The sequence below is a fragment of the Paraburkholderia tropica genome, from assembly GCF_914484835.1.
Taxonomy (GTDB): Bacteria; Pseudomonadota; Gammaproteobacteria; order Burkholderiales; family Burkholderiaceae; genus Paraburkholderia; species Paraburkholderia tropica_A.
This window is the reverse complement of sequence record NZ_CAJZAR010000002.1, coordinates 147,988-173,319: the sequence shown is the minus strand read 5'-3', so window position 1 is coordinate 173,319 and position 25,332 is coordinate 147,988. Positions and strand designations below refer to the sequence as shown.

Below are 25,332 nucleotides of genomic sequence, written 5' to 3'. Positions count from 1 at the left end.
CATAACCACGCGCGCCGCGCCGGAAACCTCATCCGAATGGCCAGGCAAAGCCGAAACGTGGCAGCACGCGCGCGCACAAGCCCACAGACCGACGAAAAGAAAGCGGCGCCTGAGCGCCGCTTTCGCGTCTGCCGCAAACAACCGTCAATCGAGCCTGAACTGCCCCACCGCTTCCGCGAGCCGCACCGCCTGGCTGCGCAACGCGGACGCCGCCGCCGTCGACTGCTCGACCAGCGCCGCGTTCTGCTGGACCATTTCGTCGAGCTGGCTCACGGCGCGGTTCACTTCCTGAATGCCGCGCGTCTGCTCGCCGGCCGCGTTCGTCACCTCGGAGATGATGGTCGTCACGTTCGCGACGTTCGCCACGATTTCGTCCATCGTTTCGCCCGCGCGGCGCACGAGTTGCGAGCCGGAATTCACGCTCGTCACCGTCGATTCGATCAGCGCCTTGATCTCGCGCGCGGCCTGCGCGCTGCGCTGCGCGAGGCTGCGCACCTCGCCCGCGACCACCGCGAAACCGCGTCCCTGCTCGCCCGCGCGCGCGGCTTCCACCGCCGCGTTGAGCGCCAGGATGTTGGTCTGGAATGCGATGCCGTCGATCACGCCGATGATGTCGGCGATCTTCACCGAAGCCTTCTCGATCGCGCCCATCGTATCGACGACGTCGTTGATCACCGCGCCGCCGCGCGACGCCACCACCGACGCCGAGTTGGCCGTCACGTCCGCCTGCTGCGCCGCGTTGGCCGACTGGCCGACCGTCGCCGTGATTTCCTCCATCGACGCGGCCGTTTCTTCAAGGCTCGCCGCCGCCGATTCGGTGCGGCCCGATAGATCGACGTTGCCCGCCGCGATCTCGTCGCTGGCCGTGCGCACCGACTCGCTCGCGTCGCGGATATGGCGCATCACCTCGCGCAATTTGTCCATGAAGGCGTTGAACGAGCGCGCGATCTGCGCCACTTCGTCGTCGCCCGTGGCGGGCAGGCGCTGCGTGAGATCGCCCTCGCCCGCGCTGATCGCGTCCATCGCGTCGCGAATGCGCGAAAGGCGCTGGAACGACACGGCCGTGACCGCGCCCACCACCAGCGCCGCCACCACGCCCACCACCACCAGCGCGATCAGCGAGGCCGTGAGCAGCGAGCGCATGCCCGCCGTGGCTTCGCTGCGGTCGAGCGCGACGATCAGGCGCCAGTCGGTGCCCGGAATCGGCTGTGCGCGCATCAGCTTGGCGTCGCCGCCCACGTCGATGGCGAGCGGCCGCGCCGACTTGCCAGACGAAGCGGACGAAGCCATCGACGCCAGCGTGTCGGCCGTCAGTTCCGGCGCGAGGTCGGTCGCCGGCTTGAGCGTGAGCTTCGCGTCGTTGTGCGCGACGATCTGGCCCGAACTGTCCACCAGCATGCCGAAGCTCGCGGGCGTCGGATGGATCGACTGCACGTTCGACACCACGTCGTCCATGGCGACGTCGCCGGAAATCACGCCCTTCACCTGGCCGTCGCGGATCACGGGCGCCGCGAACGCCACCACCAGCTTGCCGGTGCCCACGTCGACGTAAGGCGGCGTCAGCACGCCCTTGCCCGCCGCGACCGCCTGCTTGTACCAGGGACGGCCGGTCGGGTCGTAGTCGGGCGGAATGCCAGTCGGATCGGAGAACTTGGCGGTCTTGTCGGCATAGCCCACATAGACGTTGGTGAAGCCGCCCGCCGCCGCGACCTGCTTGAGCGCCGCCGACGGATCGGGCTGGAGCACGGCGTCCTGCAGCGAGTCGATCATGCGCGCGTGGGTCGCCGCCCATTCGCCGATGCCTTCGGCGTGACTGGCCGCGACGGCCGCAAGCGTGGCGTCGATCGAATCCTTGTTATGCGAGTTGGCGACGGTGTAATCGAGTGCGGTGTTGGCCGCGAGCGCCACGACGACGATGGAAACGCATAGCGCGACGATGCGCGCGCGAATGGTGGAGAACATGTGGGGGATCGCCGGGGAAGAGGTGATTCGGACCGCGAGTACGTATGGCAATAGAAAAATGACATACGGGTTTACGGCCCGCCGGCAGACGACTTAAGGCGCTTTTATGGTGCAAATGCGCATAAAATGCAGTCAAACGTCAGACAAATGCGCGTAACTGATCAGACGACACGACAGGAAAATGCGCAGTGACTCACAACTCCGACATCTTGCGCGAGCGGCACGCCGCGCTTCCCTCGCGGCGCGTGCCCAATACAACTTCAATACGACTCCAATACCGCTTCGCGAACGGCTTATTCGCTCGCGGCGGCGGCCTTCTTCTTTTTATCGCCGATACGGCTTTCGGTGCCATTCATCAGCTTCGTGATGTTGGCGCGGTGACGCCAGAACAGCAGCGCGCTCATCGCGAGAATCGCGAGCGCGATCACGTGCGGGCCGAACAGGAAGACGTAGAAGATCGGCGCGAACAGCGCGGCGGCCAGCGCTGCCAGCGACGAATACCGCGTGAAGAACGCGACGATCAGCCAGGTGAGCAGCGTCAGGCCGCCGAGCAGCGGATTGATCGCGAGCAGCACGCCCGCGGCCGTCGCCACGCCCTTGCCGCCCTTGAAGCGGAAGAACACCGGATACAGATGGCCGAGGAACACGGCAATGGCGGCGAGCGCGACGGCCGTGTCGTCCAGACCGAAACGCGGGCCGAAACGCACCGTGAGCCAGACCGCGAGCCAGCCCTTGAACGCGTCGCCGATCAGCGTGAGGATCGCGGCCTTTTTGTTGCCGCTACGCAGCACATTGGTCGCGCCCGGATTGCCGGAGCCGTAGGAGCGCGGATCGTCGAGGCCCATGAAGGCGCTCACGATCACCGCGAACGAAACCGAACCGATCAGATAAGCCAGAACGGCGACGAACAGGTTGTACATGCACGAAACCCGAAGTAATTGAAACGAAGCGTGAGACGAAGCGCGACGCGGCGCGCGGCCAGCCGGGGATGCCGGCAAGCGATGCGCCGCGTCGGCGAACGCGCCATTCTACCGAAGCGCGGGCGCGCCTTGACGGCGCACCAGGGTAATCAGGGAACGTACCGTCGCGCGCGCGGCGCGGCGGACCTTCGCGTTGGACTTTATTCGACGCTCGCGCACTGCACCGGCTTCGCGTCGAGCAGCGAGGTCAGCACGGCCGGCGCGAGACTCACCAGATAGCCGCGTTTGCCGCCGTTGAGCCAGATTTCGTCGAAATCGAGAATCGTCGATTCGACGTAGACCGGCATGCGCTTTTTGGTGCCGAATGGCGAGGTGCCGCCCACCAGATAGCCCGAGTGACGATTCGCGACTTCGGGCTTGCAGGGCTCGACGCGCTTGGCGCCGATCTGCCGCGCGAGATTCTTGGTCGACACCTTGCGGTCGCCGTGCATGAGGACGATGAGCGGCTTCGCGTTCTCGTCCTCCATCACGAGCGTCTTGACGACGCGGTGCTCGTCCACGCCGAGCTGGCGCGCGGACTCGCCCGTGCCGCCATGCTCGACATACTCGTAGGGATGCTCGCCGAACGCGACGCCCGCGCGGCGCAGCATCTGCGTGGCGGGCGTTTCGGAGACGTGTTTCGATTTGCTCATGGCGCGCATTGTAATGCGCGTGGCGGGTGGTCCGCGCGCTCGCGGTCAGCCGCGCGGATGATGCATCTGATGCAGCAGGCGCAGACGCTCGCGCGCGACGTGCGTGTAAATCTGCGTGGTGGAGATGTCGCTGTGGCCGAGCAGCATCTGCACCACGCGCAGATCGGCGCCGTGATTGAGCAGGTGCGTGGCGAACGCGTGGCGCAGCGTGTGCGGCGACAGCGGCGCGTGTACGCCCGCGTTCAGCGCGTGACGCTTGATGATGTGCCAGAACTGCTGGCGCGTCATGCCTTCGGCGCGCGCGGTCACGAACAGCGCGTCGGCCGGGCGCGGGCCGAGCAGCGCGGGCCGCGACTCGCGCAGGTAACGCGTGAGCCACGCCGACGCCTCTTCGCCGAACGGCACGAGGCGCTCCTTCGAGCCCTTGCCCATCACGCGCACGACGCCTTCGTTCAGGCCCACTTCCACGGTCTTGAGCGTGACGAGTTCGGTCACGCGCAGCCCGCTCGCGTACATCAGTTCGAGCATCGTGCGATCGCGCAGGCCGAGCGGCGTGGCCACGTCGGGCGCGTTCAGCAGCGCTTCGACCTGGGCTTCGGTCAGCGTGGTGGGAAAGCGCGGCGGCTGTTTCGCCGAGCGCACGCGCACGGTCGGATCGACGCTCAGGCGCCGCTCGCGCAGCGCCCAGCCGTAGTAGCGCCGGAACACCGAGAGACGCCGGTTCGCCGATGTCGATTTGTCGTCCTTGCGGCGCGCGCTGTAGGCGTGGATATCGTCTTCGTGCACGCCGTCGAGACCGTGCGGACGCGCGCGCGCGAGCCATTCGGCGAACAGGCGCAGATCGCGCCGGTAAGCGTCGAGCGTGTTGCGCGAGAGACCGTGTTCGAGCCACATGGCATCGCAGAACGTGTCGATCGCGAGCAGGCTCGTGGCGAGCGTTTCGGCGGCGGCGGCGGAAAGCGGCGCATTTTCGTCGATGGCGTCGATGGCGTCGATGGCGTCGATTGCATCGAAGCGCTCGACGTCTGCATCGTCGAGCGCGGCGAGGTCTTGCTCGTCGTCCTCGAAATCGGCGTCGGGTTCGTGCGCGTCGTCGTGCGCGGGGGTGTTCGTCATCGGATCCTTACGCCTTCGTGGGCGAGCAGCCAGCGTTTGACGTCGCGGAAAAAACCGTCGCCGCCATGGTGATTGAAGCCGCCGATACCGCCCGCCGCGACCACGCGATGGCACGGGATCACGATCGGCAAATAGTTCGAGCCGCACGCCTGCCCCACCGCGCGCGCGCTGATGCTGCCGATGCGCTGCGCCAGTTCGCCGTAGGTCAGCACGCTGCCCGCCCCGATCGCGCAGATGCCGTCCCAGACGCGGCGCTGGAACGCCGTGCCGGGCGATGCGAGCGGCAGATCGAAGGACGCGGACGCGTCGTCGAGATAGCGCGCGATCTGCGCGGCGGCGCGTTCGGCGAGTTCGGAATCGGGCGCGAAGCCCGGCGTCGAACCCGGCAGATAGTGGATTTCGCGCACGCCGTCCGCAGCCGTGACGATGCCGACCTTACCGAACGGCGCGTCGATCACCGCGTTGTAGACGCGCGGCGCGAGCTTGCGCAAAGCCTGCGGGCTCGGCGCGCGCGCGGGTACGTCAGCGGGCACGTGAGCTGCGGCGCGCATCGCCGCGTCTTCCGCGTCGTCCCACAGCGAATAGCTTGCCGATGCGCCGGCCAATGTTTTCGTCATCGCCGCTCTCCTTGAATCGTCACCTTCGTCGGCGCGATCATGCCGCTTCCAGCGCCCATTGCACATGCTCGCGCACGATCGCCGATTCGTCCTGCAAGCGCGCGCGCAATGCGTCGACGATGGCCTCGCGGCGCGCGCGTGTTGCTTGCGCTTCGTCCGCACGCAGCGCATTGCCCATCGCCACCGCGATATTGCGCGACCAGCTTTCGTAGCCGATGCGCCGGATCGCGCTGCCCTGCATGCGCTCGTCGAATTGCTGGGCGCTCCAGCTAAACAGCTCGACGAGACTCGCGCGGTCGAGCCCGTGGCGCACGTCGAAATCGGCGACCGGCGCGGCCTGCGCGAACTTGTTCCAGGGACAGACAAGCTGGCAATCGTCGCAACCGTAGACACGATTGCCGATCAGCGGCCGCATGTCCAGCGGAATGCTGCCCTTCAATTCGATCGTCAGGTACGAGATGCAGCGGCGCGCATCGACGCGATACGGCCCGGTGATCGCGCCCGTCGGACACGCGCCGATGCAGCGCGTGCAACTGCCGCAATGCGCGCCCGGCGTTTCGGGGGCCGCGCTGGCCGGATCGTCGGCGTCGGTGGGCAGCGGCACATCGACGTAAATTTCGCCGAGAAAAAACAGCGAGCCCGCGTCGTGCTGGAGCAGCAGCGTGTGCTTGCCGCGCCAGCCGATGCCGGCTTTCTGCGCGAGTTCCACTTCGAGCACGGGCGCCGAATCGGTAAAGACGCGAAATCCGAATGCGCCGATCTCGGCCTCGATGCGCTCGGCGAGTTGCTGCAGACGCGCGCGCATCACCTTGTGATAGTCGCGGCCGCGCGCATAGATCGACACGACGGCGGCGTGCGGATCGGCGAGACGCGCGTGTTCGCGCAGACGCCAGTCGTCGTGGACGGCGTGCGGCGCTTGATGGTGTTCCGCGCCTTGCGAAGCACTTTCAGCAGGCTTACCTGCCGCGTGCTCCGCTGCATTCGCGGCGCTCGCCGCCATCGACGGATCGAGCGTCGCGGCCGGCAAATAGGCCATGCGGGCGGTGATGACACGTCGCGTACCGGCAACGAGCTCGGCGGGCCGTGCGCGTTTCATCCCATGTTTGGCCATATAATCCATCTCGCCGTGGCAGCCGGCTTCGAGCCACGCCGCAAGGCCCGCCTCGGCATGAGATAGGTCGGTGTCGCTGATACCGATCGCACCGAACCCCAGCTCGCGTCCCCATACGCGGATGCGCGTCGCGAGCGCGGCCAGCGCCGCCGCATCGAGCGTCGCGCCGGCGCCCTGCGGCGCAGTTTGCGCCGACTCTTGCGCCGCTGCTTGCGCCGACTCCTGCGCCTTGTCAGGCGCGCGCGCGGCCTTGGCGGCCAATGTCTGGTTCGAGGGGGAATGCGAGGGGTTCATCACGCCATTTTACGAGAATGCCCGACACGTCCGGTCACGACCACGCGAGCCTGCCCGCCGCTCCCGTTCTGCTCGAACGCCGTTTCGAGCTCGCGGATGAAAGCGCCACCGATGCGTTCGGCGCCCGTTTCGCGCACGCGCTCGACGCCGTGCGCGCCGCCAGCACGCAAGTTTCCCGCCCGCCTGCCGACAATACGGCTAACGCACCCAGCAACGCACAGATCAACGCGCCTGCACACGCCGTCAACGCGTTCGTCGGCCTGCACGTTCAGCTTCTCGGCGACCTCGGCGCGGGCAAGACTTCGCTCGTGCGCGCCTCGCTGCGCGCGCTCGGCCACAGCGGACGCGTGCGCAGTCCGACGTACACGCTCGTCGAACCCTACACGGTGGCGAGCGCAAGCGGGGAACTCCAGCTTTATCACTTCGATCTGTATCGTTTCAGCGACCCGGCCGAATGGGCCGACGCCGGCTTCCGCGAATATTTCGCGCAAGGGGCGGTGTGTCTCGTCGAATGGCCGCAACGCGCGGGCGGCCTGCTCGGCGTGCCGGACCTGGTGTTCCAGCTCGAACCCGGCCCGGACGGCGAAGGCCGCGTGCTCACCGCGTACGCATACAGCGCATCAGGAAAGGCATGTCTAGAAAGATGTTAATCAAACCGTTCCGCTCGATCGAGTCCGCCGCCACCGCCACGCACAACTGGCGTCGCCGGCAGATTCTGAAGGCGGGCGCGTCCACGCTGGTGCTCGGCCTCGCGGCGCCGCGCCTCGCGTGGGCGACCTCGGTGATGGGCGTGCGCGTGTGGCCCGCGCGCGACTACACGCGCGTCACGATCGAATCCGATCAGGCGCTGACGACCACGCAGACGCTGCTGCAGAATCCCGACCGCCTCGTGGTCGATCTGAGCGGCCTCGACCTCGACGACGCGCTCAAGAATCTCGTCTCCAAGATCACGCCGAACGACCCGCAGATCCAGGCCGTGCGCGTCGGGCAGTATCAGCCGCACGTGGTGCGCATGGTGTTCGACCTGAAGGGCTCGGTGAAGCCGCAGGTCTTCACGCTGCAGCCGGTCGGCTCGTACAAGTACCGGCTCGTGTTCGACCTGTATCCGGCCGTCGCGCCCGATCCGCTCATGGATCTGCTCGCGCAGACCGAGCACAAGCAGCAGCAGCTCGACGCCCACGAGGCGATGCGCCAGAACGCGCCGCCCGCGCCGTCCACGCTCGCGGGTCCGAACACGCCGCGCCACGACAACAGCGAAGACTTCTTCCAGCGCTACGCGCAGAACGAAGGCGGCGCGCCGTCCGCTCCTGCCGCGCCGCGTCCCGTGCCGCCGGTGCCGCCGGCGGTCGTCGTCAAGCCGAAGCCCGCGCCGAAGCCGCCCGTCGTCGCCCAGACCGACGACGATGCCGACAAGGACGACGACAACTACGGCTTCACCGCGCCGAAGTCCGGCAAGGGCGGCACCACGCGCCTGCTCACGGTCGCGATCGACCCCGGCCACGGCGGCGAGGACCCCGGCGCGATCGGCGGCGGCGGCACCTACGAGAAGCACATCGCACTCGACATCGCCAAGCGCCTGCGCGCGAAGATCGACGCCCAGCCCAACATGCGCGCGATGATGACGCGCGACGCCGACTTCTTCGTACCGCTGAACGTGCGCGTGCAGAAGGCGCGCCGCGTGGGCGCCGACCTGTTCGTGTCGATTCACGCCGATGCGTTCACCACGCCCGCCGCGCGCGGCTCGTCGGTGTTCGCGCTCTCCGAGCACGGCGCGACCAGCGCGGCCGCGCGCTGGATGGCGAACAAGGAAAACTCGTCGGACCAGATCGGCGGCATCAACGTGAAGACGGCGGACGCCGCCGTGAACCGCGCGCTGTTCGACATGTCCACCACAGCGCAGATCCGCGACTCGCTGCGTTACGGCGGCTTCGTGCTCAACGAGGTGGGCGAGATCAACAAGCTGCACAAGGGCTCGGTCGAGCAGGCCGGGTTCGCGGTGCTCAAGGCGCCCGACATTCCGTCGATCCTCGTGGAAACCGCGTTCATCAGCAATCCCGAAGAAGAGCAGAAGCTCAACGACGAGGCCTATCGCGACAAGATGGCCAACGCGATCATGAAGGGCATCAAGCGCTATTTCGCGGCCAATCCGCCGCTCGCGAAAAACCGCATGACCTGATTAATCGAAGCGCCATATGTGAAAACGCCGCGCCCTCCTTTCGGAGGCGCGGCGTTTTTCTTTGCGACGCCTGACTCGCGCTGACCGGCTTACGTCCGCGCCGCCACCAGACGCTGCCGGACCCAGCCGCCGAACACGTTCACGGCAAGACCCGCCATCACGAGCGCGGCGCCGCCGATCTGCGCGCCCGTGAGACGCTCGCCGAGCAGCAGCGCGGCCGCCGCGAGCCCGACGATCGGCACGAGCAGCGAGAACGGCGCGACCTGGCTGGCCGGATACTTCGAGAGCAGGCGGCTCCAGAGGCTGTAGCCGAGGATCGTCGCGATGAACGCGAGATAGACGATCGCGCCGATCGACGTCATGCCGATGCCTTCGAGCGCGGTTTCGATGCGCTGCGGCCCTTCCATGAAATACGAAAGCACGAGGAACGGCAGCGGCGGAATCAGGCTCGCCCACACCACGAGGCCGACCAGATCCACCTTGCCCACCTTCTTCGTGACGATATTGCCGAGCGCCCACATGCAGGCCGCGCACAGCGTGAGGATGAAACCCGCCGCCGTCATGGTCTGCGCGCCCACGCCCGCCGCCGCCGTCGATTGCAGGCCGATCAGCGCGAGCCCGCCCGCCGCGATCAAGAGGCCGATGACGTTCTGCGCGCGAAAGCGCTCGCCGAGGAACATGGCCGCGAACACCAGCGTGAAGAACGCCTGCGCCTGCAGCACGACCGAGGCGAGCCCGGCGGGCATGCCCACATACATCGCCGTGAAGAGGAACGCGAACTGGCCGAACGAAATGGTCGCGCCGTAAGCGAGCAGCCAGCGCAGCGGCAGTTTCGGACGCTTCACGAACAGGATCGCCGGGAACGCCGCCAGCATGAAGCGCAGCGCGCCGAGCAGCAGCGGCGGCACGCCATGCAGACCCACCTTGATCACGACGAAATTCACGCCCCACGCGAGCACCACTACCAGCGCCAGCAACAAATCCTTCGGCGACATCTCTCTGGCTCCCTCTATTGTTCTGTCGAATCTGCAAGTTTAGCGGCTGCGGCGCTCGCGCGCCCAGCCGGTCAAATTGTGCCGATGCCGCCGGAGCACGCGTCACGCGCCCGACGGACACCCCACAGAGGCCTTCGCGCTTGCCGACACACCGCCGGAGCGGGCGTTAGAATGGGCGCCAGTCCGCGCGCGCAGCGCCGCGCTTTTGCCGCGTCTTTGCCCCGCTGCCGCCGCATCGCCCCCACTCATTCGTACCGTACGGCTCATCAAGGAAGCGTCCATGTCCTCATCGATCAAAGCGGTCCTCAAGCCTCATCAGCGCGACATCGGCAACCTGTACGTGCGCCGCGTGCTGCCCGCCATGGCCGCGCGGCTCGTCGGCCCGTTCATCTTCTTCGACCACATGGGCCCGGCCACGCTCGCGCCCGGCGCGGGCGTCGACGTGCGTCCGCATCCGCATATCGGCCTCGCGACCGTCACCTATCTCTACGACGGCGCGCTGATGCACCGCGACAGCCTCGGCTCGAAGCAGAAGATCCTGCCCGGCGACGTCAACTGGATGACCGCGGGCCGCGGCATCGTCCACTCCGAGCGCACGCCCGACGAAAACCGCGCCACCGGCCTCACGATGCACGGCATCCAGACGTGGGTTGCGCTGCCGCTCGATCACGAGGACGTCGAACCCTCGTTCTTCCACCACGAAGCCGCGACGCTGCCCGAAATCGAGCGCAACGGCGTGACGCTGCGCGTGATCGCGGGCACGGCGTTCGGCGCGACCTCGCCGGTCGAGACCTTCTCCGGCACGCTTTACGTGGCCGCCGACTTTGCGCCCGGCAGCGCCATCGCGCTCGAACCGGAGCACGAGGAGCGCGGCGTGTATCTGGTCGAAGGCGATCTCTCGATCGACGGCACGCCGCTCGATCAGCACAGCATGGCCGTGCTGGTGCCGGGCGAGACCGTCACGCTCGCGAGCGCGAACGGCGCTCGCGTGATGCTGCTCGGCGGCGAAAAGCTCGAAGGCGAACGCTTCATCGAGTGGAACTTCGTCGCCAGCTCGCGCGAAAAGATCGACGCCGCGAAGGCCGCGTGGACGCGTCAGGAAATGGGGCAGGTGCCCGGCGAAACCGAATGGATTCCGCTGCCCGAGAAAAAACCCGCGCACTGAGACGCGATTGAGCCGCGATCGAGCCGCGCACTGAGTCCGTTGAAGCGCGGCGATTCGCCCCCATCTACACGCGTGACAGCCAATTCCCAACGAGGACGCAATGGATACCACTCTGGCCACTTTTGAAAGAGACGTGATCGAAGCGTCGGCGCTCGCGCCGGTGCTGGTCGACTTCTGGGCGCCGTGGTGCGGCCCGTGCAAGTCGCTCGGCCCGATGCTCGAAAAACTCGAAGCCGAATACGCGGGCAAGTGGCGGCTCGTGAAAGTGAACGTCGACGAAAACCAGGAGCTGGCCGCGCATTTTCAGGTGCGCAGCATTCCGCACGTCGTCGCGTTCGCCGACCGCCAGGCCGTCGACCAGTTCATCGGCGTGTTGCCTGAAGGCCAGTTGCGCGAGTTCATCGACCGGCTGATTCCCGATTCGGCGCAGGCCGCGCGCCAGATCGCGCAGCAGGCCATCGAGGAAGGCCGCCGCGAGGACGCCTATGAAGCGCTCCAGGCCGCGCTCGCCTACGACCCCGGCTTCGACGACGCGCGCATGGATCTGATCGAGCTGCTGCTCGCCGACAACCGCGCCGACGAGGCGCGCAACGAAGTCGATCTGCTCTCGCCCAAGACCACGCAGGGCATCGACGCGCGGTTCAACGCGCTGAAGACGCGTCTCGACGCGCTCGACGCCGCCGCCGACCTGCCGCCCACCGACGCGCTCGATGCGCGCGTGGCGAGCCACCCGGACGATTTGGAAGCGCGTTTCGACCTCGCGAGCGCGCTGATCGCGCGGCGCAAGTACGCGGGCGCGCTCGAGCATCTGCTGGAAATCGTGAAACGCGACCGGACGTTCCGCGAGGACATCGGCCGCAAGACGATGCTGTCGGTGTTCGATCTGGCCGCGCATCAGCCGCAGCTGGTGAGCGAATGGCGGCGCAAGTTGAGCGCGACGTTGAATTGAGCGTGCTGGCTGGCGCTTGAGTACGCCGATGAAAGAGGAAACGCCACGGGAGACCGTGGCGTTTTTTTATGGCGAATGAATCCTTAAAACAGGGACGATCGTCCTTAAAACGAGGATTCATCCATTCAAATCCCTATAATGAGGATAGTCATCCCTATTTCGAGGATTCACCGTGAGTCTCGCCGATTTCCTCTTCACGCCGGGCATGCAGCGCGTGCTGGGCGCCACGCTGCTTCAGCCCGAGCGCAGTTTCACGCTCCAGGAACTGCTGCGTCTCGCGGACAGCGGGCGCGGCAGCGCGCAGAAACAGGTGGATCGTCTGGTCGAGGCCGGCGTGCTGCGCGAAGAGGCGCGGCGCGGCAGACAACGCAGCATCCGCGCGAATACCGACTTCGTGCTGTATCCCGAATTGCTCGGCATCGCGCGCAAGTCGTTTGCCGTAGTGGAGCCGCTGAAAGAAGCGCTCGCGCCGTTTGCCGGACAAATCGAATCGGCGTTCGTATTCGGCTCGGTGGCCAAGGGAACCGACGGCGGGCGCAGCGACATCGACGTGATCGTCGTCGGCAGCGCACCGCTGCTCGAAGTCGCCGAAGCGATGCATGCCGTCGAACAGGATTTGCTGCGCCCCATCAACTTTTCGTTGTACGAGCCGGGTGAATGGGCAGCGCTCGTGCAGTCAGATCCAGTCATGGCCCAGATCGCTCAGGGCCCGACTCTGACGATACTGTGATGACGCGCCCCATCGAATACGACAATCTCATCAAGACAAAAGCCTTCGAAGCTGTCGCCCCGACGCCCGGCGCCATCGCGGGTTTCCTGCGCAACGCCGCGGACTACCTCGCCACGGCGGAAAGTCTGGACCCCGAACGGCATTTGCAGATCTTCACGCTGGCTTACGAGGGGTATTTCCAGTTGGTGCAGGCGACGCTGGAGTTGTATGAGGTGCGCACGCGTGAAGCCGGACGCAACCTCGCCATCCAGCGAGTCCCCACGTCACTGGGCGTGAGCGCGGCGGAATTTGCCTTCATCACGAAGGCTCATGAGCGGCGCAACGGCACCTCGTATGTGTCGCCGTTTCCGCCCGTATCGAAGGCCGAGGCCGCCGCCATGCTGGAGATCCTGCGCAAATACCTGCCGCTTGCTCGGGCGCTAACGGCCAGGCAGTAAAGACCGCTCAGCCCGCCGCCCGCGCATTCGCCTGATGCGCCAGCGTCCGCAGCACATACGCCGCTGCCGCAAAACCAAAGCTCGCCGTCACGCACACGCTCGAACCGAACCCCGCGCAGTTGAGCCCGACCGGCCCGTGATGCCCCGGCGAGGTCGTCACGTGTTCGGCTTCGCTGTCGACATCGCACACAGCGGCTTCGGGATAAATCAGCGGTTCGTCCGAATAGACCGCGCTCACCTTGAAGCGCGCCTTCGGCCCGCGCGGAAAGCCGTGATGCTTGCGCAACTGCCCGCGCACCTTCGACAGCAGCGGGTCCTGGATCGTCAGCGCGAGATCGTCGATGCGGATGCGCGTCGGGTCCAGCTGCCCACCCGCGCCGCCCACGGTGATCAGCGGCACGCGATGCTCCACGCACCACGCGATCAGCGCGGTCTTGGTGCGCACGCTGTCGATCGCGTCCACCACGTAGTCGAAACCGCCGCCCAGCAGCGCATCGAAATTCGACGGCTCGACGAAATCCTCGACGAGCCGCACGTCGCAGGCCGGATCGATCAGCTTGATGCGCTCGGCCATCGCCTCGACTTTCGGCTTGCCGTAGTTGCCGTCGAGCGCGTGGATCTGGCGGTTGGTGTTGCTTTCGGCGACGTTGTCGAGGTCGATCAGCGTGAGCGTGCCGATGGCGCTGCGCGCGAGCGCCTCCGCCACCCACGAGCCCACGCCGCCGATGCCGATCACGGCAACGTGCGCGCGCTCGAACGCATCGAGCGCGGGTGCGCCGTAAAGCCGCGCCACGCCGCCGAAGCGGCGGGCCCGGTCCGCAACATCGGCGGCGGGGCTCGCGGTAAGATCGTCGGGGCCGGCGGCGCCGGCGACAGGGGTAATCGGGTGACTGGACATGGCGGTAGGAATCGTAAGCGGACCGGGCGCGCTGTCCCGGTCCTCGCGAGACCCGTATTTTGCCTGATCGCGCCGGACCCGGCCGGACGCGGCCGCATCGGTCCGCGTTCATCGCCGCCGTGGGCAGGCCGCCGAGCCGCCGTTCGCGGCCCTGGTTTCGCCTCTTCGATATACTTGTTCGCACTGAAGCGTCCGCATAAAAAATGACCTCCCTCGCCGACCTCCGCAAGAACTATTCGCTCGGTTCGCTCGATGCCGCCGACGTCGATCCCGATCCCATCCGCCAGTTCCAGACCTGGTTCGCCCAGGCGCTCGACGCCAAGCTGCCCGAGCCGAACGCCATGACCGTCGCGACCGTCGACGCCCAGGGCCGTCCCGCCGCGCGCATCCTGCTGATCAAGGGCGTGGACGAGCGCGGCTTCGTGTTCTTCACGAACTACGAGAGCCGCAAGGGCCGCGAACTGGGCGCCAATCCGCACGCGGCGCTGCTGTTTCACTGGATCGAGCTTGAACGCCAGGTGCGCATCGAAGGCGCGGTCGAAAAGACCAGCGACGCCGAAAGCGAGGCATATTTCCAGTCGCGTCCGCTCGGTTCGCGCATCGGCGCCTGGGCGTCGGAGCAGAGCGCGGTGATCGAGAGCCGCGAGCAGCTCGAAGCGCGCGAGCGCGAGATCAGCGCGCAGTACGGCGAACAGCCGCCGCGTCCGCCGCACTGGGGCGGCTATCGCGTCGTGCCGACGGCGATCGAATTCTGGCAAGGCCGCCCGTCGCGGCTGCACGACCGCATCCGCTATGTGCGCGACAGCGCGGCCGACGCCTGGCGCATCGAGCGTCTCGCGCCGTAAGACGGCACACGCTTTACCGCTTTACATCGCTTTACAACGCTTCAAGCGCGCCGCCCACGCGGCGCCGTATCAGCCATATCCGCCGTACCCCGGCGCGGCGACCGACGCCGCCGCGCCGTCCCGTTTTGGCTTCATCGCTGGCATCGCAATTCGCTTTGGTCTTTGGGCTTCAATCGTTCATCGGACAGGGAGAAAAACGCATGTTCTGGGAGAAAAAACTCGCGCAATGGGTCGACGAAGTCCGCAACAAGGCCAACCTGCCCGCGCGGCTCGTGCTCTGGAGCGGCCAGCAGTACGACTTCGGGAATTTCGCCGCGCCGCAGGTCACGCTGAAGGTCAATAGCGCATCGGCGCTGCCGCTGCTGCTCGAACCGAGCCTCGACAATCTCGGCGAGGCCTACGTGAAGGGCAAGATCGACATCGAAGGCAAGCTCGCCGACATCATCAACATCAGCTATTCGCTCGCCCGCAACACGGTCACGAGCGCCAGCAAGCTCGCGCGCGTGCGCCGCTACTTCACGCACTCGAAGACGACCGACAAAAAGGCCATCCAGTATCACTACGACGTCTCGAACGAGTTCTACAAGCTGTGGCTCGACGAGAACATGGTTTATTCCTGCGCCTACTTCGAGAACGGCGACGAAGATCTCGCCACCGCGCAGCTCAAGAAGATCGACCACATCCTCACCAAGATCCAGTTGCAGCCGGGCCAGACGCTGCTCGACATCGGCTGCGGCTGGGGCGCGCTCGTGCTGCGCGCCGCGCAGAAGTTCGGCGCGCGCTGCGTGGGCGTGACGCTTTCGCAGAACCAGTTCGATCTCGCGACGCAGCGCGTGAAGGACGCGGGCCTGCAGGACCGCATCGAGATCCGCATGCAGGATTATCGCGACGTCACCGGGCAGTTCGACCGCATCACGAGCGTCGGCATGTTCGAGCATGTCGGGCGCAAGAATCTGCCCGGCTACTTCACGAAGGTGCGCGAACTGCTCGCCGACGACGGCGTCGCCATGAACCACGGCATCACCTCCAGCGACGCGGAAAGCGGCGAGACGGCGCTGGGCGGCGGCGAGTTCATCGACCGCTATGTGTTCCCCGACGGCGAGCTGCCGCACATCGGCCTCGCGCTCGAAGCGGCGCAGCGCGGCGGGCTGGAGGCGGTTGACGTGGAGAGCCTGCGCCGTCACTATGCGCACACGCTCGGACTTTGGGCGGACAATTTCGAGGCGCGCGCGCAGGAAGCGAAGCAGCTCGTCGACGACGAGAAGTTCCGCATCTGGCGCGTCTATCTGGCCGGCTGCGCGTACGCGTTCGAGCACGACGACGTATCGATCTACCAGATCGTCTGCCGCAAGGCCGGACGCAGCGCGACGACGCTGCCCTGGTCGCGCCGGTATATGTACGGGAAGCCGCTGTAGCACGCGGCGGCGGCACGGACGGCGCAGCGCTGGCCGTCCGCGTCCGCCCGGCGAACGGCGCCTTTCGCCACTCACTAGACAAGCATGAACGAACGCGACGACGGCCTTTTCGGCGCCCTGGAGAACGACGGTTCCGGCCTCGCGCCGCCTGATGGGTCGACTGCCGGATCGACGACGGGATCAAGCCACGCCGCGCGCGCGGTCCGCCCGCGTGAACGCCGCGTGGCGCGTACTTCGGACACCACGCCCGACGCCGCGCCGCAAACCGATCTGTTCGGCTTCGTGCCGCCCGAGCCGCCGCCGAAACGCGCGAAGGTCAGCGACGCGCCCACCGACCTCACTGAAGGCGAACACGCGCAGAAACCCAAACGCGCCAAACCCGCGCCCTCGCCGGAAACCGGCGACACCCCCGCCCCGAAGCGCCGCGCGCGCGGCGTGCTGCCCGCCGAACTCGCGCAGGACGTGCTCGACCTCGGCGCGGAACTGCCCGCGGGCGTGCGCCTCGGCACCTCGTCGTGGTCGTTTCCGGGCTGGCGCGGCCTCGTCTACGGCGACGACTACAGCAACTCGAAGCTCGCCCGCGACGGCCTCGCGGCCTACGGCGCGCATCCGCTGCTGCGCTCGGTGAGCATCGACCGCTCGTTCTACGCGCCGCTCACGGTCACCGACTATCTGCGCTACGCCCAGCAGGTGCCGGACCACTTCCGCTTCATCGTCAAGGCGCCCGCGCTCATCACCGATGCCAGCGTGCGCGGCGATCGCGGCGAGCCGGTCTCGGCCAATCCGTGCTTCCTGAACCCCGAACTGGCCGCGCGCGAATTCGTCGAGCCCTGCCTCGCGGGCCTCGGCGCGAAGGCCGGCGCGCTGGTGTTCCAGTTTCCGCCGCTGCCCGATCAATTGCTCGCCGATCCGGCCGTGTTCGTCGAGCGGCTCGCGGCATTCCTGGCCGCGTTGCCGCCCCTGCCCGCCCCCGCCGCCGATGCCGCGCCGGGCGACGCCACCTGCTACGCCGTCGAAATCCGCGACGGCATCCTGCTCACGCCGCGCTTCGTGCGCATGCTGCGCGCGGCGGGCGTGCGCTACTGCGTCGGCCTGCACGCGCGCATGCCCGACCCGCTGCGCCAGGCCGCCGCGCTCGCGCTGATGGACGGCGAAGCGCCCGCCGGTCCGCTGATCGTGCGCTGGAGCCTGCACAGCGGCTTCAAGTACGAGCAGGCGAAGGCGCGTTACGAGCCGTTCGACAAGCTCGTCGACGAAGACCCGCACACGCGCGACGCGCTCGCCGAACTCGCGGCGCGCTATGCGATCGCGGGCCAGCCGGTGCTGATCACGACCAACAACAAGGCCGAAGGCTCGGCGCCGCTGACCTGCCAGAAGCTCGCGCGCGCCATCGCCGACGAAGTGCAGCGGCTACGGGCCGAAGCCGCCGAAGCCGCCGAATCGGCCGAATCGGCCGAATCAGCAGACTCCGCCGCGCGATAAAAAACGGCGGACGCCGCGAAGCGTCCGCCGTTTTCATCGGCGATCCAACCCGAAGCGACAAGCGTTAATCCGCCTTGAGCCGATGCGCGAACTTCTGGCGGAATTTCGCGACCTTCGGCGCCACCACGAACGCGCAATAGCCCTGATTCGGATGCTGCGCGAAGTAGTTCTGGTGATACGCCTCGGCCGGGAAGTAGTTGCCGTCGAGCGGCAGCACCTGCGTGACGATCTTGCCGTCGTAGACGCCCTCGGCCGCCAGCTCGCGGATCGCCTGTTCGGCGATGTCGCGCTGTGCGTCCGAATGCGTGAAGACCACCGAGCGGTATTGCGTGCCGACGTCGTTGCCCTGACGGTTCAACTGGGTCGGATCGTGGATCGCGAAGAAAATATCGAGAATCTCGCGATAGCCGATCTTCGCGGGATCGAAATCGACCTTCACGACTTCCGCGTGGCCGGTTTCGCCGTCGCAGACCTGCTCGTAGGATGGGTTCGTGGTGTGGCCGCCCGCATAGCCCGACTCGACCGCGAGCACGCCGTCCACGCGCAGAAACACCGCTTCGAGGCACCAGAAACATCCGCCGCCGAGGGTGGCCGTTTCGACTGTCTGACTCATGCTGAACTCTCCTGTGATGGGACGCCGGCGCTGCGCCGCGCCTTCCTCGCGCGTCACGCGCGTCACGCCATTACGCCGCGCAATCCGCGGTAACCCGGCGCGCGCGTGGGTGTACAGCCTGCCGCGCGCCGCTTTTCGCTAAAATTGGGGCAATCCGCTGAAAATCCACATGACTTTGCTGATCGCCACCCATTACGCCGAAGGCGCGCAACGATGACACGCCGCGCCAATCCGCCCAATTTCGACGACGCCGCGTTCCGCCGCGCGCTCGGCCAGTTCGCGACCGGCGTCACGGTCATCACGACCCAGGCGCCCGACGGCTCGCTGATCGGCATCACCGCGAGCTCCTTCAACTCGGTCTCGCTGACGCCGCCGCTCGTGCTCTGGAGCCTCGCCACCCGTTCGGCGTCGATGCCGGTGTTCCGCAGCAACAGCCATTATGTGGTGAATGTGCTCGCGGCGTCGCAGCTCGACCTGTGCAAGCGCTTCGCCACCGTGAAGGGCGACCGCTTCGAAGGCGTCTCGCACGCGGCCGGCGACTCCGGCATGCCCGTGCTCGACGGCGCCATCGCCTGGTTCGAATGCCACAACCGCAGCCGCTACGACGAAGGCGACCACGTGATCTTCGTCGGCGAAGTCGAGCGCTGCGGCGTACGCGAGGATCTCGACGCCGCCTCGCCGCTGGTCTTCCACGGCGGCGGCTTCCATCGGCTGCAATCGCTGTAAGCGGATCGCAAGACCACTGCGCCGCGTCAACGCCAAGGGCCGCTCGAAGCGGCCCTTTTTACATCGGCGCGTGCAAAACCTTCAGACCGGCGCCGTCTTCTGCTCGTTGCGCTGCGCGATCAGATCGACGGGCACGCCCGCCTCCACCTTGAGCGTCGTGAGCACGATGTTCGAGCGGATGTCCATCACGCCGGGCGCCTTGTAGAGCTTGTTGAGCACGAAATCCGAGTAGTGCTTGAGGTTGTGCGCGAGCACCCGCAGCAGGTAGTGCGTCTCCCCTGTCACGACGTACGCCCCCACCACTTCCGGCCAGTCGCGCAGCGCCGTCACGAAGCGCTCGTGCCAGCTTTCCTGGTCGTTGCGCATCGAAACCTGCACGAAGGCTTCCATCTCGAAACCGAGGATCTCCCGGTTCAGGCAGGCGCGGTAACGCTCGACCACGCCTTGCTCCTCGAGCAGGCGCAGACGCCGCAAACACGCGGACGGCGACAGCGAAATACGTTCGGCCAGATCGAGATTGCTGATGCGGCCCTCGTTCTGTAGCACGGAGAGAATCCGGCAATCGGTAGCGTCGAGCGAGATAGCGTTCATATTTGGTCTCCTTTCCCGTCTTGTAACAAATTATGTGCCAAGAACTGTAGCTTGCGGCGTTTTTTTCGCAAGCACATTTCGCGGCGGGTTGCCTATCATTCGAAAAATAAAGAGACAACCTTGTCAGGAAGATGAACGACCTCTGGGACATTTCCCCGCCCATCCACCCCGCAACGCCCGTCTGGCCGGGCGATACGCCCGTGACCGTCGAGCGCGTCTGGCGCATGGAGGCGGGCTCGCCCGTGAACGTGGCGCGCGTCACGCTCTCGCCGCACACGGGCGCGCACACCGACGCCCCGCTGCATTACGATGCCGACGGCGCGCCCATCGGCGCGGTGGCGCTCGATACGTATATCGGCGCGTGCCGGGTGATTGATTGCGTGATCGACGGAAAAAACGCCACGCCACTCGTCCTGCCCGAACACGTGCAAGCCGCGCTGGACGGCATCCCGCCGCGCGTGCTGCTGCGCACTTACGCGCAAGCGCCGCTGGACCGCTGGGACAGCGCGTTCTGCGCGGTCGCGCCCGAGACCGTCGATCTGCTCGCCGCGCATGGCGTGCGGCTGATCGGCATCGATACGCCCTCGCTCGACCCTCAGGAATCGAAGACGATGGACGCGCATCAGCGCATCCGCGCGCATCGCATGGCGATCCTCGAAGGCGTGGTGCTCGACGCCGTGGCGCCCGGCGACTACGAACTGATCGCGCTGCCGCTCAAATTCGCGACGCTCGACGCCAGCCCTGTGCGCGCCGTGCTGCGCGCTTTGCCGACATCAGCGACATCAGCGACATCAGCGACATCGACCCAATCGGCCACCTGAATAACCTCCCCACCGAAACCGCATCGACAATGAACGACCGACACGCAGCCCTCGCGCTCGACCGCGCCGACCCGCTCGCGGCGCAGCGCGACCAGTTCGCGCTCGCGCCCGACACAATCTATCTCGACGGCAACTCGCTCGGCGTGCCGCCGAAAGCGAGCGCCGCGCGCGCCCAGGCCGTGATCGGCGGCGAATGGGGCGAAGGCCTGATCCGCAGCTGGAACACGGCGGGCTGGTTCGCGCTGCCGCGCCGCCTCGGCAACAAGCTCGCGCCGCTGATCGGCGCGGCCGAAGACGAGGTCGTGGTCACCGACACCATCTCGATCAATCTCTTCAAGGCGCTCTCCGCCGCGCTGCGCGTGCAGAACGCGCGCGATCCGAAGCGCCGCGTGATCGTCTCGGAGCGCTCGAATTTCCCGAGCGATCTGTATATCGCGCAAGGCCTGATCGAGCAGCTCGATCGCGGCTATGAACTGCGTCTCGTCGACGACCCGAGCGAGTTGCCCGCGGCGATCCGCGAGGACGTGGCCGTCGCCATGATCACGCACGTGAACTACCGCACCGGCGAAATGCACGACATGCGCGCGCTCACCGAGCACATCCACGCGCAAGGCGCGCTCGCGCTCTGGGACCTCGCGCATTCGGCGGGCGCGGTGCCCGTCGATCTGAATGGCGTGAACGCCGATTACGCCGTTGGTTGCACGTACAAGTATCTGAACGGCGGCCCCGGCTCGCCCGGTTTCGTGTGGGTGCCCAAGCGCAACCAGAACACCTTCTCGCAGCCGCTGTCGGGCTGGTGGGGGCACAAATCGCCGTTCGAAATGAATCCGCAATACCGTCCCGACGACGGCATCGGCCGCTATCTGTGCGGCACGCAGCCGATCATTTCGATGGCGCTCGTCGAATGCGGCCTCGACGTGTTCCTGCAAACGGGCATGGCGGCGATCCGCGAAAAATCGCTCGCGCTCACCGATCTCTTCATCGAACTGGTGGAAACGCGCTGCGCCGGTCTCGACCTCACGCTCGTCACGCCGCGCGAACATGCGCGCCGCGGCTCGCACGTGAGCTTCGAGCATCCGCACGGTTATGAAGTGATGCAGGCGCTGATCGCGCGCGGCGTGATCGGCGACTATCGCGAACCGCACGTGCTGCGCTTCGGCTTCACGCCGCTCTACATCGGTTACGCCGATGTCTGGGACGCCGTCGAAACGCTGCGCGACGTGCTCGCGACCGAGCAATGGCGCAAGCCGGAATTCGCCGCGCGCGGCGCGGTGACCTGACGCGGTGATTTGAGGAAAGCAAGATGAACGACCACATGCAGGTGCCGGGCGTGCCCGACGTAAGCGCCACGGCCGAAACCCACACCGATCAAGCCGCAAACGAGAACGCGCGCGGCGGCTGCCCGTTCGGCCATGGCGCAGCGAGCGGCGAGCCGCGCGGCGAAGGCTGGCACGACGCGCAACTCGACTTCTCGAAGTCGATGAGCTACGGCGACTACCTCGCGCTCGACGCCGTGCTGGGCGCGCAGCATCCGCTCTCGCCCGATCACAACGAGATGCTGTTCATCGTCCAGCATCAGACGAGCGAGTTGTGGATGAAGCTCGCGCTCTACGAACTGCGCGCCGCGCTCGCGAACGTGCATCGCGACGAGCTGCCGCCCGCGTTCAAGCAGCTTGCGCGCGTCTCGCGCATTCTCGAACAGCTGGTGCAGGCGTGGAACGTGTTGTCGACGCTGACGCCTTCGGAATACACGTCGATGCGGCCGTATCTGGGTGCCTCGTCGGGCTTCCAGTCGTATCAGTACCGCATGATCGAGTTTCTGCTCGGCAACAAGAACGCGCAGATGCTCAAGCCGCACGAGCATCGGCCCGAGATCTTCGAGCAGGTGAAGGCGACGCTCGACGCGCCCTCGTTCTACGACGAAGTGATCCGCCTGCTCGCGCGGCGCGGCTTCGCGATCGCGCCCGAGCGGCTCGCGCGCGACTGGACGCTGGCGACCGAGCACGACCAGAGCGTCGAGGCCGCGTGGCTGGAGATCTACCGCAATCCGTCGAAGCACTGGGATCTGTACGAGATGGCCGAGGAACTCGTCGATCTCGAAGATGCGTTCCGTCAGTGGCGCTTCCGGCACGTGACCACGGTCGAGCGCATCATCGGCTTCAAGCAGGGTACGGGCGGCACCAACGGCGCGCCGTATCTGCGCAAGATGCTCGATGTCGTGCTGTTCCCGGAGTTGTGGCACGTACGCACGGTGTTGTGACGCTTTCCGGCGCACCATAAAAAAAGCCCGCCAATCTGGCGGGCTCTTTTACGCTGAAGCGCGGTGGAAATAGACGAGGCCGCCTTAAACCACCACGGTCTGCGCTTCGCCTTCCTTGCTCTCGCGCACGACGCCGATCTTCCAGACCTGCTCGCCCGCCGCCGCCAGCAGCGACGCGGCCGCATCGGCCTGATCCGCCGCCACGATCACGGCCATGCCGATGCCGCAGTTGAACACGCGGTGCATTTCCGCGTCGGCGACACCGCCTTCCTTCTGCAGCCACGTGAACAGCGGCGGCAGCGGCCATGCGGCGTGATCGAGCTCAGCCGTGAGGCCTTCGCGCAGCACGCGCGGAATGTTCTCGACCAGACCGCCGCCGGTGATGTGCGCCATGCCCTTCACGGCGATGGTTTCCATCAGCTTGAGCAGCGGCTTCACGTAGATGCGCGTGGGCGCCATCAGCGCGTCGCCCAGCGAGCGGCCGTCGAAGTCGGCGTTCAGGTCCGGGTTCGCGCGCTCGATGATCTTGCGCACGAGCGAGAAGCCGTTCGAGTGGATGCCGCTCGACGCGAGACCCAGCACCACGTCGCCGGGGACGATCGTGCTGCCGTCGATGATCTTGCTCTTTTCCACGGCGCCGACCGCGAAGCCCGCGAGGTCGTATTCGCCGTCCGGGTACATGCCCGGCATTTCGGCCGTTTCGCCGCCGATCAGCGCGCAGCCCGACAGTTCGCAGCCCTGCGCGATGCCCTGCACGACCGTGGCCGCCGTGTCGACGTCCAGCTTGCCGCACGCGAAGTAGTCGAGGAAGAACAGCGGCTCGGCGCCCTGCACGAGAATGTCGTTGACGCTCATCGCGACGAGATCCTGGCCGACCGTGTCGTGTTTGTTCAGATGAAACGCGAGACGCAGCTTGGTGCCCACGCCGTCGGTGCCCGACACGAGCACGGGTTCCTTGTACCGCTTCGGCACTTCGAAGAGCGCGCCGAATCCGCCGATGCCGCCCATCACGCCTTCGCGCAGGGTCTTCTTCGCAAACGGCTTGATGCGATCGACGAGCGCGTCGCCCGCGACCATGTCGACGCCGGCGTCGGCGTAGGAGAGGCCTTGCGCCTGATTAGCGGGGCCGGATTTCGGTTGATTCATGGGGAAGTGCCAGAAGGTCGGTAAAATGCGATTTTAACCGATTGCAGGAGCCCCGCCGCCGCGGCTGGGGCGAGTATTTTGGAGACGGGCGGCCGAAAGCCGCCAGGAACGCGCCGGCCGCTTGTGCCGCAACGCTCCCGGGCAAGCCCGGGAGCGTTGCGCAGACAGCCGGGCACACCTCGGACGCACCCCGGATGCACACGATCGCGCCAGCCGGGCAAGCGCCCGACCGCGCCGGCCCGCCGAACCGCACCGCGCTCCAGAACCGGAAACCACGATTTGTCGCCGAACACACCGATCTTCACGCCGTATCAGCGCCAGGCCTTCATCTGGGCCGCGCTCGCGCTCGCCTTCGGCATCGTGCTGTGGCTGCTGCGCCCGGTGCTCACGCCCTTCCTGCTCGGCGGCCTGCTCGCCTATATCCTGCAGCCGGGCGTGGCCTGGCTGGTGCGCCGGCGCGTGCCGCGCGGCCTCGCCGCGCTCGCCATGATGCTGCTGTTCGCGCTGCTCGTGACGATGCTGGTCGTGCTGCTGCTCGCGGTGATCCAGAAAGAAGGGCCGCAACTGAAGCAGCAGGTGCCCGCGATGATCACGCATCTGCACGACTGGCTCTCGCCCAAGCTCGCGTTTCTCGGCGTCAGCGACTCGATGCTCGACTTCCAGAGCCTGCGCGACATCATCACGAGCCGCGTCGAAGGCAGCGCGCAGACCATCGCGCTCTACGCGTGGACGTCGATCCGCACGAGCAGCAACGTGGCGCTCGAAGTGGTCTCGAACGCCGTGCTGGTGCCGCTCGTGCTGTTCTATCTGCTTTACGACTGGAACGCGATGATGGTGCGCGTGCAGACTTTCATCCCGCGCCGCTGGTTTGCGCGCACGATGGAGCTGGCCGGCGAAATGGACCGCATGCTCGCGCAATATCTGCGCGGCCAGTTGCTGGTGATGGCCGTGCTGGCCGCGTATTACGCGATCACGCTGTCGATCGCGGGCTTCGAAGTCGCGCTGCCGGTGGGCGTGTTCACCGGCCTCGCGGTGCTGATTCCGTACCTCGGCTACGCGACCGGGCTCGTGCTCGCGCTGGTCGCGGCGCTGCTGCAGTTCGGCAACTGGTACGGCTTCGGCGCGGTCGCGCTGATCTACGGCGTGGGCCAGGTGCTCGAGGGCTTTTTCCTCACGCCGCGCCTCGTCGGCGAGCGCATCGGCCTGCATCCGCTCGCGGTGATTTTCGCCCTGCTCGCGTTCGGGCAGCTATTCGGCTTCTTCGGCGTGCTGCTCGCCTTGCCCGCGAGCGCGATCCTCTCGATCGCGCTGCGCGAACTGCGGCGCAGCTATCTCGCGAGCGCGCTCTACAAGAACTGACTTCCGCCAGAC

The 25,332-nt window shown here is 66.8% G+C and carries 25 protein-coding genes; 14 read left to right on the top strand and 11 right to left on the bottom strand.

The window, feature by feature from the left end:
• Positions 1-144: 144 nt before the first annotated feature.
• From LDO54_RS01530 to queG, 6 genes are all read right to left on the bottom strand, one after another.
• The gene (locus tag LDO54_RS01530) at positions 145-1,962 is read right to left on the bottom strand and encodes a methyl-accepting chemotaxis protein (protein WP_224005121.1); all 1,818 of its coding nucleotides are present in this window, start codon (positions 1,960-1,962) and stop codon (positions 145-147) included.
• 293 nt (positions 1,963-2,255) lie between these two features.
• On the bottom strand, positions 2,256-2,882 hold the full coding sequence (gene plsY, locus LDO54_RS01525; RefSeq protein ID WP_224005118.1) for a glycerol-3-phosphate 1-O-acyltransferase PlsY: 627 nt from the start codon (positions 2,880-2,882) through the stop codon (positions 2,256-2,258).
• A gap of 200 nt (positions 2,883-3,082) precedes the next feature.
• Positions 3,083-3,574, bottom strand: coding sequence for a Cys-tRNA(Pro) deacylase (ybaK, locus tag LDO54_RS01520; protein ID WP_224005115.1), 492 nt, complete (start codon positions 3,572-3,574; stop codon positions 3,083-3,085).
• 45 nt (positions 3,575-3,619) lie between these two features.
• Positions 3,620-4,690 (bottom strand): site-specific tyrosine recombinase XerD, encoded by a 1,071-nt coding sequence (xerD, locus tag LDO54_RS01515; protein ID WP_224005112.1) that lies wholly within the window; start codon positions 4,688-4,690, stop codon positions 3,620-3,622.
• Positions 4,687-5,241 (bottom strand): methylated-DNA--[protein]-cysteine S-methyltransferase, encoded by a 555-nt coding sequence (locus tag LDO54_RS01510; RefSeq protein ID WP_415774421.1) that lies wholly within the window; start codon positions 5,239-5,241, stop codon positions 4,687-4,689. Before LDO54_RS01510 ends, xerD begins: the two co-directional genes overlap by 4 nt.
• Positions 5,242-5,344: 103 nt before the next feature.
• Positions 5,345-6,712: a tRNA epoxyqueuosine(34) reductase QueG gene (gene queG / locus LDO54_RS01505; protein WP_224005109.1), complete on the bottom strand. Its 1,368-nt coding sequence runs from the start codon at positions 6,710-6,712 to the stop codon at positions 5,345-5,347.
• Positions 6,713-6,729: 17 nt separating this feature from the next.
• On the opposite strand from queG, the gene tsaE reads away from it, so the two are divergent.
• Positions 6,730-7,362, top strand: coding sequence for a tRNA (adenosine(37)-N6)-threonylcarbamoyltransferase complex ATPase subunit type 1 TsaE (gene tsaE, locus LDO54_RS01500; RefSeq protein ID WP_224005106.1), 633 nt, complete (start codon positions 6,730-6,732; stop codon positions 7,360-7,362).
• Positions 7,344-8,888, top strand: coding sequence for an N-acetylmuramoyl-L-alanine amidase (locus LDO54_RS01495; RefSeq protein ID WP_224005091.1), 1,545 nt, complete (start codon positions 7,344-7,346; stop codon positions 8,886-8,888). The genes tsaE and LDO54_RS01495 overlap by 19 nt, the downstream gene beginning before the upstream one ends.
• 89 nt (positions 8,889-8,977) lie before the next feature.
• Here LDO54_RS01495 and LDO54_RS01490 read toward each other — a convergent pair whose 3' ends face one another.
• On the bottom strand, positions 8,978-9,883 hold the full coding sequence (locus LDO54_RS01490; RefSeq protein WP_224005088.1) for an EamA family transporter: 906 nt from the start codon (positions 9,881-9,883) through the stop codon (positions 8,978-8,980).
• Between the two features lie 280 nt (positions 9,884-10,163).
• On the opposite strand from LDO54_RS01490, the gene LDO54_RS01485 reads away from it, so the two are divergent.
• The 4 genes from LDO54_RS01485 to LDO54_RS01470 all read left to right on the top strand — a co-directional run bounded on the left by LDO54_RS01485 (position 10,164) and on the right by LDO54_RS01470 (position 13,164).
• The gene (locus LDO54_RS01485) at positions 10,164-11,048 is read left to right on the top strand and encodes a pirin family protein (protein ID WP_224005085.1); all 885 of its coding nucleotides are present in this window, start codon (positions 10,164-10,166) and stop codon (positions 11,046-11,048) included.
• A gap of 100 nt (positions 11,049-11,148) precedes the next feature.
• Complete coding sequence (gene trxA / locus LDO54_RS01480; RefSeq protein WP_224005082.1) at positions 11,149-11,997, top strand: thioredoxin; 849 nt, start codon at positions 11,149-11,151, stop codon at positions 11,995-11,997.
• A gap of 172 nt (positions 11,998-12,169) precedes the next feature.
• Positions 12,170-12,727: a nucleotidyltransferase domain-containing protein gene (locus LDO54_RS01475; RefSeq protein ID WP_224005079.1), complete on the top strand. Its 558-nt coding sequence runs from the start codon at positions 12,170-12,172 to the stop codon at positions 12,725-12,727.
• Positions 12,727-13,164 carry a hypothetical protein gene (locus tag LDO54_RS01470; RefSeq protein ID WP_224005077.1) on the top strand — a complete coding sequence of 146 codons (438 nt, stop codon included), beginning with the start codon at positions 12,727-12,729 and terminating at the stop codon, positions 13,162-13,164. Before LDO54_RS01475 ends, LDO54_RS01470 begins: the two co-directional genes overlap by 1 nt.
• Before the next feature lie 7 nt (positions 13,165-13,171).
• On the opposite strand, the gene tcdA is transcribed toward LDO54_RS01470, so the two are convergent.
• Complete coding sequence (gene tcdA, locus LDO54_RS01465) at positions 13,172-14,062, bottom strand: tRNA cyclic N6-threonylcarbamoyladenosine(37) synthase TcdA (RefSeq protein ID WP_224005074.1); 891 nt, start codon at positions 14,060-14,062, stop codon at positions 13,172-13,174.
• Positions 14,063-14,265: 203 nt separating this feature from the next.
• Here tcdA and pdxH point away from each other — a divergent pair, with 203 nt between their 5' ends.
• The 3 genes from pdxH to LDO54_RS01450 all read left to right on the top strand — a co-directional run bounded on the left by pdxH (position 14,266) and on the right by LDO54_RS01450 (position 17,804).
• A complete protein-coding gene (gene pdxH / locus LDO54_RS01460; RefSeq protein ID WP_224005071.1) occupies positions 14,266-14,907 on the top strand; it encodes a pyridoxamine 5'-phosphate oxidase in 642 nt (213 codons plus the stop codon).
• 200 nt (positions 14,908-15,107) lie between these two features.
• A complete protein-coding gene (locus LDO54_RS01455) occupies positions 15,108-16,322 on the top strand; it encodes an SAM-dependent methyltransferase (RefSeq protein WP_224005068.1) in 1,215 nt (404 codons plus the stop codon).
• A gap of 84 nt (positions 16,323-16,406) precedes the next feature.
• On the top strand, positions 16,407-17,804 hold the full coding sequence (locus tag LDO54_RS01450) for a DUF72 domain-containing protein (protein WP_224005065.1): 1,398 nt from the start codon (positions 16,407-16,409) through the stop codon (positions 17,802-17,804).
• 64 nt (positions 17,805-17,868) lie between these two features.
• Here the strand turns inward: LDO54_RS01450 and msrA are convergent, their stop codons facing one another.
• Positions 17,869-18,417 (bottom strand): peptide-methionine (S)-S-oxide reductase MsrA, encoded by a 549-nt coding sequence (gene msrA, locus LDO54_RS01445; RefSeq protein WP_224005062.1) that lies wholly within the window; start codon positions 18,415-18,417, stop codon positions 17,869-17,871.
• A gap of 213 nt (positions 18,418-18,630) precedes the next feature.
• On the opposite strand from msrA, the gene LDO54_RS01440 reads away from it, so the two are divergent.
• Positions 18,631-19,143 carry a flavin reductase family protein gene (locus LDO54_RS01440; protein ID WP_224005059.1) on the top strand — a complete coding sequence of 171 codons (513 nt, stop codon included), beginning with the start codon at positions 18,631-18,633 and terminating at the stop codon, positions 19,141-19,143.
• Between the two features lie 81 nt (positions 19,144-19,224).
• Here the strand turns inward: LDO54_RS01440 and LDO54_RS01435 are convergent, their stop codons facing one another.
• Positions 19,225-19,734 (bottom strand): Lrp/AsnC family transcriptional regulator, encoded by a 510-nt coding sequence (locus LDO54_RS01435; protein WP_224005056.1) that lies wholly within the window; start codon positions 19,732-19,734, stop codon positions 19,225-19,227.
• Between the two features lie 131 nt (positions 19,735-19,865).
• Between LDO54_RS01435 and kynB the strand changes: the two genes are divergently transcribed.
• Genes kynB through kynA form a run of 3 tightly spaced genes read left to right on the top strand, consistent with a single transcriptional unit; the run spans position 19,866 to position 22,815 of the window.
• Positions 19,866-20,555: an arylformamidase gene (gene kynB, locus LDO54_RS01430; protein ID WP_224005053.1), complete on the top strand. Its 690-nt coding sequence runs from the start codon at positions 19,866-19,868 to the stop codon at positions 20,553-20,555.
• 29 nt (positions 20,556-20,584) lie between these two features.
• On the top strand, positions 20,585-21,835 hold the full coding sequence (kynU, locus tag LDO54_RS01425; RefSeq protein ID WP_224005050.1) for a kynureninase: 1,251 nt from the start codon (positions 20,585-20,587) through the stop codon (positions 21,833-21,835).
• Between the two features lie 23 nt (positions 21,836-21,858).
• A complete protein-coding gene (gene kynA / locus LDO54_RS01420) occupies positions 21,859-22,815 on the top strand; it encodes a tryptophan 2,3-dioxygenase (protein WP_224005046.1) in 957 nt (318 codons plus the stop codon).
• An 84-nt stretch (positions 22,816-22,899) separates the two neighbouring features.
• Here the strand turns inward: kynA and purM are convergent, their stop codons facing one another.
• Positions 22,900-23,961, bottom strand: coding sequence for a phosphoribosylformylglycinamidine cyclo-ligase (gene purM, locus LDO54_RS01415; protein ID WP_224005043.1), 1,062 nt, complete (start codon positions 23,959-23,961; stop codon positions 22,900-22,902).
• Between the two features lie 279 nt (positions 23,962-24,240).
• On the opposite strand from purM, the gene LDO54_RS01410 reads away from it, so the two are divergent.
• On the top strand, positions 24,241-25,320 hold the full coding sequence (locus LDO54_RS01410; protein ID WP_224005039.1) for an AI-2E family transporter: 1,080 nt from the start codon (positions 24,241-24,243) through the stop codon (positions 25,318-25,320).
• The last annotated feature ends 12 nt before the right edge of the window (positions 25,321-25,332 follow it).